At 57.5% G+C, this 13954-nt stretch carries 12 protein-coding genes; 6 read left to right on the top strand and 6 right to left on the bottom strand.

The window, feature by feature from the left end:
• Positions 1-38 precede the first annotated feature (38 nt).
• The 6 genes from B7L15_RS09695 to B7L15_RS09670 form a co-directional block, all read right to left on the bottom strand.
• Positions 39-947, bottom strand: coding sequence for a hydroxymethylglutaryl-CoA lyase (locus tag B7L15_RS09695; RefSeq protein WP_085918768.1), 909 nt, complete (start codon positions 945-947; stop codon positions 39-41).
• Positions 948-958: 11 nt separating this feature from the next.
• Positions 959-3040 carry an acetyl/propionyl/methylcrotonyl-CoA carboxylase subunit alpha gene (locus B7L15_RS09690; protein WP_085918767.1) on the bottom strand — a complete coding sequence of 694 codons (2082 nt, stop codon included), beginning with the start codon at positions 3038-3040 and terminating at the stop codon, positions 959-961.
• A complete protein-coding gene (locus tag B7L15_RS09685) occupies positions 3037-3861 on the bottom strand; it encodes an enoyl-CoA hydratase/isomerase family protein (protein WP_085918766.1) in 825 nt (274 codons plus the stop codon). The genes B7L15_RS09690 and B7L15_RS09685 overlap by 4 nt, the downstream gene beginning before the upstream one ends.
• A 12-nt stretch (positions 3862-3873) precedes the next feature.
• Positions 3874-5481, bottom strand: a complete 1608-nt coding sequence (locus B7L15_RS09680; protein ID WP_085918765.1) for a carboxyl transferase domain-containing protein — start codon at positions 5479-5481, stop codon at positions 3874-3876.
• A 22-nt stretch (positions 5482-5503) separates the two neighbouring features.
• Positions 5504-6673, bottom strand: coding sequence for an isovaleryl-CoA dehydrogenase (locus B7L15_RS09675; protein ID WP_085918764.1), 1170 nt, complete (start codon positions 6671-6673; stop codon positions 5504-5506).
• 64 nt (positions 6674-6737) lie between these two features.
• Positions 6738-7187, bottom strand: coding sequence for a MerR family transcriptional regulator (locus B7L15_RS09670; protein WP_085918763.1), 450 nt, complete (start codon positions 7185-7187; stop codon positions 6738-6740).
• 416 nt (positions 7188-7603) lie between these two features.
• Between B7L15_RS09670 and B7L15_RS09665 the strand changes: the two genes are divergently transcribed.
• From B7L15_RS09665 to B7L15_RS09640, 6 genes are all read left to right on the top strand, one after another.
• A complete protein-coding gene (locus B7L15_RS09665; RefSeq protein ID WP_085918762.1) occupies positions 7604-8395 on the top strand; it encodes an ABC transporter ATP-binding protein in 792 nt (263 codons plus the stop codon).
• Positions 8392-9150: an ABC transporter ATP-binding protein gene (locus B7L15_RS09660; protein WP_217808014.1), complete on the top strand. Its 759-nt coding sequence runs from the start codon at positions 8392-8394 to the stop codon at positions 9148-9150. The genes B7L15_RS09665 and B7L15_RS09660 overlap by 4 nt, the downstream gene beginning before the upstream one ends.
• Positions 9151-9257: 107 nt before the next feature.
• A complete protein-coding gene (locus B7L15_RS09655; RefSeq protein WP_066320109.1) occupies positions 9258-10481 on the top strand; it encodes an ABC transporter substrate-binding protein in 1224 nt (407 codons plus the stop codon).
• A gap of 84 nt (positions 10482-10565) precedes the next feature.
• The gene (locus B7L15_RS09650; protein WP_066320111.1) at positions 10566-11453 is read left to right on the top strand and encodes a branched-chain amino acid ABC transporter permease; all 888 of its coding nucleotides are present in this window, start codon (positions 10566-10568) and stop codon (positions 11451-11453) included.
• Between the two features lie 3 nt (positions 11454-11456).
• Entirely contained in the window at positions 11457-12455 is a 999-nt protein-coding gene (locus tag B7L15_RS09645; RefSeq protein ID WP_085918761.1) for a branched-chain amino acid ABC transporter permease, read from the top strand.
• A gap of 263 nt (positions 12456-12718) precedes the next feature.
• Positions 12719-13873: an acyl-CoA dehydrogenase family protein gene (locus B7L15_RS09640; RefSeq protein ID WP_085918760.1), complete on the top strand. Its 1155-nt coding sequence runs from the start codon at positions 12719-12721 to the stop codon at positions 13871-13873.
• Positions 13874-13954: the final 81 nt, after the last annotated feature.

Raw genomic sequence — 13954 nt, 5'->3', positions numbered from 1 at the left:
GTCTTGTCCGAGCGAAGGCCGCGACTGTTTGTTGTTTGTTATGAGCTGGCGCGACCTTTTGCCAGGGCGACTTTAGAGCTGGGCTTGCGGCCTAACTCGCCGGTAATCCAGTAGCCGGTATCGATCACGGCCTGCAGGTCGATGCCTGTTTCTATGTCTAGCCCTTCAAGCAGGTAGAGTACGTCTTCGGTGGCGATATTACCGGAGGCGCCCTTGGCGTAGGGGCAGCCACCGAGGCCAGCCGTGGCCGCATCGATCACGCTGATGCCTTCTTCCATTACCGCGTACAGGTTCGCCAGCGCCATGCCGTAGGTATCGTGGAAATGAGCTGCCAGGAACTCAACGGGCACCTGCTGGCGTGTCGCCTCAATCATTCGCTTGGCAGCCAATGGGGTGCCCACGCCAATGGTGTCGCCCAGTGAAATTTCGTAGCAGCCCATGTCGTAAAGTGCCTTGGCTACCTCGGCTACCTTGCCAGGCGCTATCTCGCCTTCGTAAGGACAGCCCAACACGCAAGACACATAGCCGCGAACTCGAATACCGGCCTCCCGGGCGCGTTCCAGTACCGGTTCAAAGCGCGCCAGTGATTCGGCAATCGAGCAATTGATATTTTTTTGCGAAAACGCTTCTGATGCGGCGCCAAAGACGGCCACTTCGTCAACGCCCGTTTCCAGCGCGTTCTCCAGGCCTTTCAGGTTGGGCGTCAATGCAGAATAGACCACGCCTGGCTGACGATGGATGCCGGTCATTACCTCAGTTGCATCGCCCATTTGCGGCACCCACTTGGGTGACACAAAGCTGGCGGCTTCGATATGCGTCATACCCGCGTTGGCGAGGCGTTCGATCAGGGCGATTTTGGTCGCAGCAGGCACGATGGCCCCGGGCTCGTTTTGCAGGCCGTCCCTGGGGGCCATTTCAAACAGCTTGACGGAGGTTGGCAATGCCATTGAGAGCTCCTTTATTCGTTGGCTGCAAAGTCGAGCAGCACATCGCCCTGGTTGACGGTATCACCTGCCTGGAAGTGGAAGGCCTCCACGCTGCCGTCTACAGGTGCGGTCATGGTGTGCTCCATCTTCATGGCTTCCATGACCATCAGCGGCATGCCTTTTTCAACGGCAATACCGGACTCCACCAGCAGGGCAACGACGGTGCCGTTCATCGGTGCAGTGAGAGTGGATTCCGCTTCGTGGTGACCATGATCGATGGCATCAATACGCCGCCAGAACAGCCGGGTTTCTCCGTTAGGGTCAGCCATCACCACGACATGCCCATCCCGGCGCGCCTGCAGGCGGCGGCGGTGGCCGTTAAGGGTGACGGCGACCGCATCGCCGGCCAGCGGCTGCAGGCTGGCGGTGAGGGTGTCATCGCCAATGGTCAGGTTCCATAACGCTTCGCCTGCGTTGCGTTTGCCTTCCACAATCACCACTGACTCATCGCTGTCAGCGGCTTTGATATCTGCCGGGTCACACAGGGCAATACGAATAGTGTGGGGTGCGTTAAGGCGGAAGCCGTCGTGGCGATCCCAGGGAGAGTCGCTTTCACACTCCTGGGCGAGTTGGTGCAGACCAATCAGCGCCGCGCTGGCGTAGGCCTCAATGCTGTGGTGGCGCGGTGCGAAAAGCGTGGCTTCGTTGCGCTCGATAAAGCGCGTATCCAGCTCCACGTTCTTGAAACCAGGGTGGGTCGCCAGGCGCATCAGGAAGGCACGGTTGGTAACCACCCCTTGAACGTCCAGCGCTGCAAGGGCGCGGTTAAGCGTCGCCAGTGCCGCATCGCGGTCGGGGCCGTGCACAATCAGCTTGGCGAGCATGGGGTCGTAGTGCATCGACACTGTATCGCCGCTCTCCACACCGCTATCCAAGCGAACCTGATCGGCGTTCAAGCCTGCGCCTTCCAGATCCAGTCCAAAGCGGGTAAGCAAGCCGGTGGCGGGGATGAAATCCTGGTCCGGGTCCTCGGCGTAAAGTCGTGCTTCAAAGCTATGGCCGGTGATGGTTAGTTCATCTTGTTGACACGGGAGCCGTTCCCCCATGGCAACACGCAGTTGCCACTCGACCAGATCCTGACCGGTGATCATTTCGGTGACCGGGTGCTCGACCTGGAGGCGGGTGTTCATTTCCATGAAGTAGAAAGAACCGTCCGCGTCTAAAAGGAACTCCACGGTGCCCGCACCCACGTAGCCGATCTCTTTTGCGGCACGCACTGCGGCATCGCCCATGGCACTGCGCAATTCCGCGGTCATGCCGGGAGCAGGGGCTTCTTCGATCACCTTTTGATGACGACGCTGAACGCTGCAGTCACGCTCGAACAGGTAAACCCCATTGCCATGGCGGTCGCAGAATACCTGCACTTCCACATGGCGTGGCTGCACCAGGTACTTCTCGATCAGCATGCGGTCGTCGCCGAAAGCAGCTTTGGATTCACGGCGACAGCCATCCAACGCAGCCTGGAAACCATCACCCGATTCAACAACGCGCATGCCTTTGCCACCGCCACCCGCGCTGGCTTTGAGCATGACCGGGTAGCCGATCTTGTCAGCCTCGGTACGTAGCAGGGTGTCGTCCTGGTCATCACTATGGTAGCCAGGCACCAGCGGAACGCCGGCATTGGCCATGCGCGCTTTGGCGGCGGATTTATCGCCCATGGCTGCAATGGCCGAGGCGGGCGGCCCCACAAAGGTAATGCCCGCTTCTTCAAGCGCTTTAACGAAGCTGCCGTTCTCGGAAAGAAAGCCGTAGCCCGGGTGAATCGCTCCGGTACCGGTGCGCTTGGCAGCGTCAACCACCGCGTCAATATTGAGGTAGCTTTCCCGCGCGGCGGCAGGGCCCAAGCGCACGGCCTCGTCGGCTTCACGTACATGGCGAGCGCTGGCATCGGCGTCTGAATAGACGGCGACGGTTTTTAATCCCATGCGGCGCGCCGTGCGCATCACTCGGCAGGCGATTTCGCCGCGGTTGGCGACCAGTAGGGTGTCAAAAGGTGTCGTGCGAGCGGCGTTGTCAGCTTTTTCGTCTTTTGCGATGGTCGATGAGTGACTCATGAGCGACGCTCCGAAGCGTTAGATGTGTTATTAGATTCGGCCCAAACGGGGCGGCGCTTTTCAAAGAAGCTGGATAATCCCTCCTGGCCTTCCTGGCTTACCCGCAATCTGGCGATGACCTGGCAGGTGTGTTCTCGAGTGGCGTCGCTATCCGGGGACTGGACGACGCTAGCCAACAACGCTTTGGTGGCACGCTGGGCCTGGGGTGAGCCAGCCAATAGCGTTGCCAGCATGGCATCGACAGCGTCATCCAACGCATCAAGCTCAACCACTTGGTGGGCCAAACCGAGCGCGAGCGCCGTTGGGGCATCCATCACTTCCGCTGTTAACGCATAGCGACGCATCTGGCGCTCGCCTAATGCACGCTGCACGTAGGGGCTGATGACGGCAGGCGAAAGCCCAATCTTGACTTCCGAGAGGCAGAACTTGGCTTTCACGGAGGCAACCACCACATCGCAGCAGGCGGCAAGCCCTACGGCACCGCCAAAGGCAGCGCCTTGCACACGACATAGCGTGGGGCAGGGCAACGTATCCAAACCGTGCATCAGCGTGGCGAGCTTGCGGGAATCAGCAAGGTTGTCCTTCAGGTCGTAATCGACCATGCGCTTCATCCAGTTCAAGTCAGCACCCGCCGAAAAGCTCTTGCCTTCTGAGCCCAGTACGACCGCACGCACTTCGCCCGCTTCAGCAAGCACATGTAGCCGGTTGAGGTGTTCATTCAGCTCGGTGATCAGGCTATCGTCGAAGGCGTTATGCACCTCTGGGCGGTTCAATGTCAGGCGCGCCACGCCCTTTTCAATCATCAGTGTTGAGTAAGCCATGGTGATTGCCCCTTACATCCGGAACACGCCAAAGCGTGTCTCTTCGACTTCAGCATTCATCGCGGCGGCCAGTGAAAGTCCCAGCACATCGCGGGTTTGCAGGGGGTCAATCACGCCGTCATCCCAAAGGCGGGCGCTGGCGTAGTAGGGATGGCCCTGATGCTCATACTGTTCGCGTGTGGGCTGTTTGAAGGCTTCTTCTTCCTCCTTGCTCCACTCGCGACCATCGCGTTCGTGCTGTTCGCGCTTGACCTGGGCCAGCACGCCCGCTGCCTGTTCACCCCCCATCACGGAAATACGCGCGTTGGGCCACATAAACAGCAGGTTGGGATCATAAGCCCGCCCGCACATGCCGTAGTTACCCGCGCCGAAGCTGCCGCCAATCAGGACGGTGTATTTGGGCACCTTGGCGCAGGCCACGGCGGTGACCAGCTTGGCGCCGTGCTTGGCAATACCTTCGTGTTCGTACTTTGAACCGACCATAAAGCCGGTGATGTTCTGCAGGAAGATCAGCGGAATCTTGCGCTGGGCACAGAGCTCAATAAAGTGTGCCCCCTTGACGGCGCTTTCAGAAAACAGCACGCCGTTGTTGGCCACGATACCCACCGGATAGCCGTGGATGTGCGCAAAGCCCGTGACCAGCGTATCGCCGTAGTAGCGCTTGAACTCGTCAAAGTCGGAGTCATCGACGATGCGGCCAATGACTTCCCGCACGTCATAGGGCTTTTTAAGGTCGGTGCCGACAATGCCATACAGCTCGGCGGGGTCGAGCCTGGGTGGCTTGGGCGCCTGCATGGCAAGCTGGCCGCGTTTCTGCCAGTTGAGCCGCGAGACACAGGCGCGGGCAAGCTGCAGCGCGTGGGCATCGTTTTCGGCGTAGTGGTCGGCCACGCCGCTGACTTTGGCATGCACATCCGCGCCGCCCAGGTCTTCAGCGCTGATGCTTTCGCCGGTGGCGGCTTTTACCAAGGGCGGTCCGCCGAGGAAAATCGTGCCCTGTTCTTTAACGATGATCGACTCATCCGCCATGGCGGGCACATAAGCGCCACCTGCGGTACAGGAACCCATTACCACGGCAATTTGGGGGATACCTTCGGCGGACAGGGTTGCCTGGTTGTAGAAGATGCGACCGAAATGGTCGCGGTCAGGGAAGACTTCATCCTGGCGGGGCAGGAAAGCACCGCCGGAATCGACCAGATAAATACACGGCAGGCGATGCTTGCGGGCGATCTCCTGGGCGCGAATATGCTTTTTAACCGTCAGCGGAAAATAGGTGCCGCCTTTGACCGTGGCGTCGTTGGCCACGATGACGCACTCGACGCCGGAAACCCGGCCAATACCGGTCACAACGCCTGCCGCCGGAATCTCACTGTCGTAAATATGGTGAGCTGCGAGGGCGGAGAATTCTAGAAATGGTGACCCCTCATCGATCAAGTGATCGATACGGTCACGAACAAACAGCTTGCCGCGGCTTTCATGGCGCTCGCGGGCTTTGGTACCGCCGCCCTCGGCAATGGCGGCCGTAAGCTCACGTAGCTTGCTAACTTCACCGAGCATTGCGGCTTCGTTGGCTTGGAACACATCGCTGCGCGGATTGATTTGGCTATTGATGGTACTCATGGCGCGGCCCTGCTGATGTTAATTAAAGGGTTTCAGTGAAGAGTTCCCGACCAATCAGCATCCGCCGAATCTCGCTGGTGCCCGCGCCAATTTCGTAAAGCTTGGCGTCGCGCAGCAGGCGGCCAGTGGGGTACTCGTTGATATAGCCGTTGCCGCCGAGTAGCTGAATCGCATCAAGCGCTACCTGGGTGGCTTTTTCCGCGCAGTAGAGAATCACCCCGGCAGCGTCTTTGCGGGAGGTCTGGCCGCGGTCGCAGGCACCCGCCACGGCATACAGATAGGCCCGGCAGGCGTTCAGGGTGGTGTACATATCCGCTACCTTGCCCTGCACCAGTTGGAATTCGCCAATCGACTGGTTGAACTGCTTGCGCTCGTGGATATAGGGCAGCACCACGTCCATGGCGGCCTGCATGATGCCGATGGGGCCGGCCGCGAGCACGGTGCGCTCGTAATCCAGGCCGCTCATCAGTACGCGAACGCCTTTGCCCTCATCCCCCAGAATATTCTCGGCGGGCACGGCGCAGTCCTGGAACACCAGTTCGCAGGTGTTGGAGCCGCGCATGCCCAGCTTGTCGAGCTTCTGGGCGGTCGAGAAACCGGGCATGCCTTTTTCGATAATAAAGGCGGTAATGCCTTTGGAACCGGCGTCCGGGTCGGTCTTGGCGTAGACCACCAGCACATCCGCGTCCGGGCCATTGGTGATCCACATCTTGTTGCCGTTAAGGATGTAGTGGTCGCCATCGCGTTTAGCACGCAGCTGCATGGAGACCACATCGGAACCGGCGCCGGGTTCCGACATGGCCAGGGCACCCACATGGTCACCGCTGATCAGTTTGGGCAGGTACTTGGCTTTCTGTTCGGCGGTGGCGTTGATCTTGATCTGATTGACGCACAGGTTGGAGTGGGCGCCGTAGGAGAGCGCCACCGAGGCGCTGGCCCGCGAAATCTCTTCCATGGCGATACAGTGGGCGAGATAGCCCATACCGCTGCCACCATCTTCTTCAGAAACGGTAATACCCAATAAGCCCATATCGCCGAACTTCTTCCATAGGTCGTTGGGAAATTCATTGCTCTGGTCGATTTCGGCAGCGCGTGGGGCAATCTCGCTTGCAGCGAAGGCGTTGACCTGCTCGCGCAGCATATTCAGCTCGGCATCCAGGCCAAAATTGAGTTCTGAGTAGTGTGAAAACATGGTCAATCACCTGTTGTTCATTGTGTTGGTAAGCGCGCTGGGGGTATGTAGAGCCGTTATCTATTCAATGCGTAGTCGCGGATGAAGATGGCGATGTTGTATCGGGTTCCGTCTGCTCTTCTTCGCGTTGTTTTTGATTCAGTTCCTCCAGCGCCTGACGGCAGCGAATTTCTGCGCTTTCGAGCTCAAGCTGGACCATGGTGATATCTTTCATCTGCTGGTCCAGTGCAGAGCGGCGCTCGGCTATCTTGCTGAGCATTAAATTCAGCTGTTTTTTACTGCCGCTGCGGGTCTCGTCCCAGAGCTCGAAAAGCTCGCGAATTTCGGCGAGTGAAAACCCCAGTCGCTTACCACGAATGGTCAGCTTGAGTCGCACCCGATCCTTACTGCTGTACACGCGGGTTTGCCCGCGGCGGGTGGGGTGAAGCAACTCTTGGTCTTCGTAGAAACGGATGCTGCGGGTGGTCAAATCAAATTCGTTGGCCAATTCGCTGATCGAGTAGGTTTTGCTCATGGTGACGTTCTCTCAAAAGGGCATTGTTCCCAAGAATCATTCTTAAGGCATACCTTCTATGGAACACTGCCAGTGAGGCTAAAACAAGTTTACGTTAACGTAAAGCATATCTTGTTTTCTTTGTTTTGCTGATAGACGTTGCCAATCTTCTGAATAAGAAGTCTTTTTTACAAAACAAGGTCAGTATCTTTCCCTTGCGTAGACCAAAGTTGTAATTGTAATTACCTGACAGAGGTTGCTAGTTTGCACCTACACCTTACGTTAAGGTAAGAATATGTTGCCAGCTAACGAATTTTGCTTCTAGTAAGTACAGGCTGGTGTAAAGAAGTCACTGGAACATGAGGCATGCATCAACATGTCATCGTGCGTCAGAGGGTTCTAAGTCAGCACAAGAACAACAAGAGGCTTACCACTTCATGTGTGCAGACGATGTTCGGAAAGTGCCCGTTCTCGAAACGCGCGGGCTGACCAAAGAGTTTCGCGGTTTTACAGCGGTGGACGATGTCAATCTCCAGGTACAGGAAGGGCATATCCACGCCTTGATAGGGCCTAATGGCGCTGGCAAAACCACGGTGTTCAATCTGCTGACCAAGTTTCTACCCCCTACGCGCGGGGAGATTCTCTATCGGGGTAACGCCATTACCTCGATGAAATCCAATGAGATCGCGCGACTGGGTATGGTGCGCTCCTTCCAGATTTCAGCCGTATTTGCCCATATGACCGCGCTGGAAAACGTGCGGGTGGCGCTCCAGCGTAAGTTGGGTACCTCGTTCCACTTCTGGAAGTCAGAGAAATCCCTGGATCACCTCAATGAGCGTGCCCTTGAATTACTGGAAGAAGTGGGGCTTGGCGAGTATGCCGATACGCTAACCGTTGAGATGCCCTACGGGCGCAAGCGGGCATTGGAAGTCGCTACTACGCTGGCGCTTGATCCGACCATGATGCTGCTGGATGAACCCACACAAGGCATGGGCGCAGAAGACGTCGACCGCATCGTGGCGTTGATCAAGCGGGTATCGAAAGGCCGTACGGTCTTGATGGTGGAGCATAATCTGAGCGTGGTGAGCCGCCTCTGCGATCGTATTACCGTTCTGGCGCGTGGTGCCGTGTTGGCCGAGGGCGATTACGACAATGTGTCCCGTAACCCGCTAGTGCGCGAAGCCTATATGGGCAGCGACGCCGCCGAAGAGGAAGGAGCTGCCGTATGAATACCGTTGAAGCGCAGGCACCTATCGACCAGGCACCTGGCGATAATGTTCAGGGCCTGGAAATGCTGCGCGTACAGGATTTGCATGCCTTTTATGGCGAGTCGCATATCCTCCACGGGATCGATTTCGACGTAAAGCGCGGTGAGCTGGTGACCTTGCTGGGCCGCAACGGCGCCGGGCGAAGCACTACCCTGAAAGCCATCATGAACATGGTGGGGCGGCGTTCCGGATCGATCGTCATCAACGGCAATGAAACGCTGCACATGAAGCCGCACCATATTCCGCGCTTAGGGATTGGTTACTGCCCGGAAGAGCGTGGCATTTTTGCCAGCCTTGATGTCCATGAGAACCTTTTATTGCCGCCTACTGTTCGTTCAGACGGCATGAGTCTCGATGAAATTTACACCATGTTTCCTAACCTCTACGAGCGGCGTAGAAGCCAGGGTACCCGGCTTTCCGGCGGTGAACAGCAGATGCTGGCAATGGCGCGTATTTTGCGCACGGGTGCGCGCATGCTGTTGCTGGATGAAATCACCGAAGGCCTCGCGCCGGTGATTGTGCAAAAGCTCGGCGAGGTACTGGAACAGCTCAAGGCGCGAGGCATGACCATTGTGCTGGTGGAACAAAACTTTCGATTTGCCGCACCGCTGGCGGATCGCCACTTCGTGATGGAGCACGGGCAGATCGTCGAGGAAATCAGCGCCGCCGAACTGCCATCGCGCCGTGAGCACCTCAATTCAATGCTGGGGGTATAACCCGACACGGCTTTCTAGCTTTATCTCACAACCCGTGATTGACCAAGCACACTTGATACTTCGCCTGTACCACAACAACAAAGGCTCTCTAGAGTCAGGAGAATAGCATGACATTTAACAAGAAAACGCTAGCCTGCTGTGTTGCCGCGGCGGCAGCTACCAGTCTGATGGCCTCGAATGCCCAGGCGCAAATGAGTGACGACGAAGTTCGTATTGGCTATTTGGCCGATATGTCGGGTACCTATCGTGATCTTGCTGGCCCTGGTGGCTTGACCGCCATGGAAATGGCGGTTGAGGACTTTGGCGGCAGCGTCAACGGCGCGCCCATCGTTATTTCCAGTGCTGATGATCGCAACAGTGCTGACGTCGGCGCCAATACCGTGCGCGGCTGGATCGACGAGGACAACGTCGACATGGTTGGCGGCCTGGTGGCGTCATCGGTGTCGATCGCCGTCAGCAATGTGATCGAAGAAAACGATGGCCTGGCGATTGTGTCTGGCTCTGCGGCGTCGAGTATCACCAACGAGCACTGCACGCCTAATCACATTCATTGGGTATACGACACTTACCCGCTCGCCAACGGTACCGCTAAAGCGGTGGTGGATCAGGGCGGTGACAGCTGGTTCATGTTGACGGCGGATTATGCCTTCGGTCATGCGTTGGAAGCCGATGTGACCAGCGTGGTGGAGGCGAATGGCGGTGAAATTGTGGGTGGTGTTCGGCACCCGTTTCCGACCAACGACTTCTCATCTTATATCCTTCAGGCCCAGGGTTCAGGTGCCAAGATTGTGGGGCTGGCCAATGCGGGCTCTGATACGGTCAATGCCATCACCACGGCGAGCCAGTTTGGCCTGACGCAATCTGGGCAGCAGTTGGCAGGCCTGCTGATTTTCCTTAACGATGTGCACGCGCTTGGCCTGGAAGCCACCCAGAACCTGCTGCTGACAACTGGCTGGTATTGGGATATGGACGATCAGTCACGCGAATGGGCGGAGCGTTACTACGCAGAAGAAGAGCGCATGCCGACCATGGTGCAGGCAGGTATCTACTCAAGCACCATGCATTACCTCAAAGCCGTTGAAGCCGCTGGCACCGACGACCCTGAAACCGTTCGCGCGCAAATGGCGGAGATGCCGATCGATGATTTCTTCGCTCGCAACGGCCGTATCCGGGAAGACGGTCGCATGATTCATGATATGTACCTTGCCCAGGTGAAAACCCCTGAGGAATCCACCGGTGAATGGGATCTTTACGAAATCCTCAGCACCATTCCCGCCGAAGAAGCTTACCGTCCGCTGTCTGAGAGCCAGTGCGAACTGGTGCAGAACTAATCAGCCCAGACGTAATAAACAAGCATCCATCTTCGGGTAGCAGTCGTTGGCTGCTACCCGCTTGATGGCGGGGAGAGTCGTACCATGACGATGATATTCGGCGTGCCATTGGCAGTGTTCCTGGGGCAGTTGACACTGGGCCTTGTGAACGGTGCTTTTTACGCACTGCTCAGCCTGGGTCTGGCGGTCATCTTCGGTCTGTTGAAGATCGTCAACTTTGCCCACGGAGCGCAATACATGCTGGGCGCTTTTGCCGCGCTTCTAGGCTTTCGCTATTTAGGTATCAATTATTGGCTGGCGCTTGTGTTGGTGCCGCTTGTTGTGGGTGCTTTCGGTATGTTGATGGAGCGCTTTTTGCTTCGTCGTATTGCTCACCTGGACCATTTGTACGGCCTATTGCTGACCTTTGGTCTGGCGCTGATATTCGAGGGCACGCTGGTCAATATTTTCGGCGTTTCAGGCGCGCGCTATACCGCCCCTGAAGCGCTACAGGGCGGTATGAACCTGGGCTTCATGTTCCTGCCCGTGTATCGGGGTTGGGTGCTGGTGGCGGCCCTGGCGATGTGCCTGTTCACCTGGTTCATGATCGAGCGGACCCGGCTGGGGGCCTATCTTCGCGCGGGGACAGAAAACTCCCAGCTGATGCAGGCGTTTGGCGTTAACGTGCCCTTGCTGATTACCTTGACCTATGGCTTTGGCGTTGGTCTGGCTGCCTTTGCCGGTGTGCTGGCGGCGCCGTTGTATCCGGTATCGCCGACCATGGGCTCCAGCCTGCTGATCGTGGTGTTTGCCGTGGTGGTGATCGGCGGAATGGGGTCGATTCTGGGGGCGATTATCACCGGGTTGTCGATGGGAATCATCGAAGGGCTAACAAAAGTTTATTACCCCGAGGCAGCCAATACGGTGATCTTTCTGGTGATGATTCTGGTTCTGTTATTACGCCCCTCAGGGCTGTTCGGTAAGGAGGCGTAAACCATGACGCAATCTCAACACGAAGCCATAGCCGCGCCGTCGATGGTCGTCGAGCGGCAGCGTCGGGCCAAGCAGCGCCGCACCATGTTCTATCTCGCGCTGATCGCGGTAGGGTTGGTCGCCCCGTTTCTGGCCTATCCTGTCTTCTTGATGAAAATTCTCTGTTTTGCACTGTTTGCCTGTGCATTCAATCTGCTACTTGGCTACGCGGGGCTGCTTTCGTTTGGGCATGCGGCCTTTCTGGCGAGCGGCGGTTACGTCACCGGTTATCTGTTGGCCAGCTACCCTGGACTCACGCCAGAGGTGGGTATTATCGCAGGCACATTTTCAGCGACGCTGTTGGGAATACTGTTCGGCGTGCTGTCGATCCGCCGCCAGGGGATCTACTTTGCCATGGTGACCTTGGCGCTGGCGCAACTGATGTTCTTCGTTTACATCCAGGCGCCCTTTACCGGCGGGGAAGATGGCCTTCACGGCGTGCCGCGCGGCGAGCTGCTGGGCTTTATCGACCTGAGCAATAATATCGCCATGTACTATTTCGTGTTTGTGATCTTCCTGTTTGGTTTTGCGTTGATTCAGCGCGCAGTGCATTCGCCATTCGGGCAGGTATTAAAAGCGATTCGCGAAAACGAACCCCGGGCGGTTTCGCTGGGCTATAACGTTGATGCCTACAAACTACTCGCCTTTGTGCTGTCCGCCGCGATCGCGGGGCTTGCGGGCTCCACCAAAACCGTGGTGTTCCAGCTCGCATCGCTGACCGATGCCCACTGGCATATGTCGGGCGAGGTGATTCTGATGACCCTGCTCGGCGGGGTTGGCACATTGCTCGGCCCGGTCATGGGGGCAAGCCTGGTGATCAGTCTTCAGCATATTCTTGCGCAATCGCCTTTGGGTAATTGGGTCAGCGTTATTCTGGGGCTGATTTTCGTGGTCTGTGTGCTGAGTTTTCGCAGCGGCATCGTGGGGGAGCTTGGCAAAATGTACCGCAAAAACTTCAAGTAAATACCGCTGTTTTATCGACAAAGCGGGTTCGCGTCTGTCCGTTGTTGGGTGCCATTCGGCACCCTTTTTTGTCAGGCAGCCATCTACACCAAAGGTCGAGGGGGAGGATGGTTGCTTATGGCAGGGTTAAAATATAAGTTAACGTAAACGTCAATTAGCGTGTTTGGCTTTTCGTCATCCACGCTTGAAGCACACAATCACAATAACGAAAGCGCCCCCTTGAGACCTTGATGTCAGGGGTCGGCTTTCAGCGGAGAGTCGCCATGAATTTCGAGCTGAGTGAAGACCAGGTTGCGTTTGCCGATATGGCGCGTGCCTTCGCCCAAAATGAGCTGGCTCCCCATGCGGCGGAATGGGACCAAGAGGCTATATTCCCCGTTGAGGTGATTCGTAAGGCGGGTGAGTTGGGGTTCTGCTCGCTCTATGCGCCGGAAAGCGTCGGTGGGCTGGGGCTTTCACGGCTGGATGCCAGCATCATTTTCGAGCAGCTTTCCATGGGCTGCACCTCTACCACGGCGTATCTCACGATCCATAACATGGTCACCTGGATGCTGGCCGATTTCGGCACGCCTGAGGTGATTGAACAGTGGGGCGAAAAGCTGGCCACCGGCGAGCTGTTGGGGTCTTACTGCCTGACCGAGCCCAACGCGGGCTCTGACGCTGCCTCACTCAAAACCACTGCCAAGCGCGACGGCGACGACTTCCTGCTCAACGGCAGCAAAATGTTCATCTCCGGCGCGGGCAGTACCGACGTGCTGGTAGTGATGGCGCGCACGGGCGGAGAGGGCGCAGCGGGCGTTTCCGCTTTCGCGGTGGATGCCAAGTCAGACGGCATCAGCTACGGCCGTAAGGAAGCCAAAATGGGCTGGAACAGCCAGCCGACCCGCACGATCACGTTCGAAGACGTGCGGGTGCCTGCCCATCAGATGCTTGGCAACGAAGGTGACGGCTTCAAGATCGCCATGAAAGGCCTGGATGGCGGGCGAATCAATATTGCCACCTGCTCGATTGGTACTGCTCAGCAGGCCATCAACGAAGCCCGGGCCTATATGCTGGAACGCAAACAGTTCGGCAAGCGCCTCGCGGACTTCCAGGCGCTCCAGTTCCGCCTGGCCGATATGGTGACCGAGCTGGTCGCCGCGCGGCAGTTGGTGCGCCTGGCCGCCACCAAGCTGGACGCGGGCGACGCGGATGCGCTTACCTACTGCGCCATGGCCAAACGCTTCGCCACCGATGTAGGCTTCAAGGTATGTGACGAAGCGCTTCAGCTATACGGCGGCAACGGCTATATCAAGGAGTACCCCATGGAACGCTTTGTGCGTGATACCCGTGTCCATCGTATTCTGGAAGGCACCAATGAAATCATGCGCCTGATCATTTCTCGCCGGGTACTGGCAGAGGGTGCCGCCGAGCTTTAGCCATGCCGAGCTTAGCCGTATTGAATGACCAGACACCGATAGCACGATTCTGGTAAATGTTGTGGTCACCGGCCCGAATAA

Origin of the sequence: Halomonas sp. CSM-2, assembly GCF_002119345.1 — a bacterium.
GTDB lineage: Bacteria > Pseudomonadota > Gammaproteobacteria > Pseudomonadales > Halomonadaceae > Vreelandella > Vreelandella janggokensis.
The sequence above is the reverse complement of the archived record's forward strand: the minus strand, read 5'-3'. Positions and strand labels throughout refer to the sequence as shown.

Bases quoted from the DNA above. Each gene is read 5' to 3' on its own strand.
- B7L15_RS09675 (WP_085918764.1), bottom strand. From the start codon at position 6,673: ATGTTTTCACACTACTCAGAACTCAATTTTGGCCTGGATGCCGAGCTG.
- B7L15_RS09655 (WP_066320109.1), top strand. From the start codon at position 9,258: ATGACATTTAACAAGAAAACGCTAGCCTGCTGTGTTGCCGCGGCGGCA.
- B7L15_RS09640 (WP_085918760.1), top strand. From the start codon at position 12,719: ATGAATTTCGAGCTGAGTGAAGACCAGGTTGCGTTTGCCGATATGGCG.
- B7L15_RS09660 (WP_217808014.1), top strand. From the start codon at position 8,392: ATGAATACCGTTGAAGCGCAGGCACCTATCGACCAGGCACCTGGCGAT.
- B7L15_RS09645 (WP_085918761.1), top strand. From the start codon at position 11,457: ATGACGCAATCTCAACACGAAGCCATAGCCGCGCCGTCGATGGTCGTC.
- B7L15_RS09695 (WP_085918768.1), bottom strand. From the start codon at position 947: ATGGCATTGCCAACCTCCGTCAAGCTGTTTGAAATGGCCCCCAGGGAC.
- B7L15_RS09680 (WP_085918765.1), bottom strand. From the start codon at position 5,481: ATGAGTACCATCAATAGCCAAATCAATCCGCGCAGCGATGTGTTCCAA.
- B7L15_RS09670 (WP_085918763.1), bottom strand. From the start codon at position 7,187: ATGAGCAAAACCTACTCGATCAGCGAATTGGCCAACGAATTTGATTTG.
- B7L15_RS09685 (WP_085918766.1), bottom strand. From the start codon at position 3,861: ATGGCTTACTCAACACTGATGATTGAAAAGGGCGTGGCGCGCCTGACA.
- B7L15_RS09650 (WP_066320111.1), top strand. From the start codon at position 10,566: ATGACGATGATATTCGGCGTGCCATTGGCAGTGTTCCTGGGGCAGTTG.
- B7L15_RS09690 (WP_085918767.1), bottom strand. From the start codon at position 3,040: ATGAGTCACTCATCGACCATCGCAAAAGACGAAAAAGCTGACAACGCC.
- B7L15_RS09665 (WP_085918762.1), top strand. From the start codon at position 7,604: ATGTGTGCAGACGATGTTCGGAAAGTGCCCGTTCTCGAAACGCGCGGG.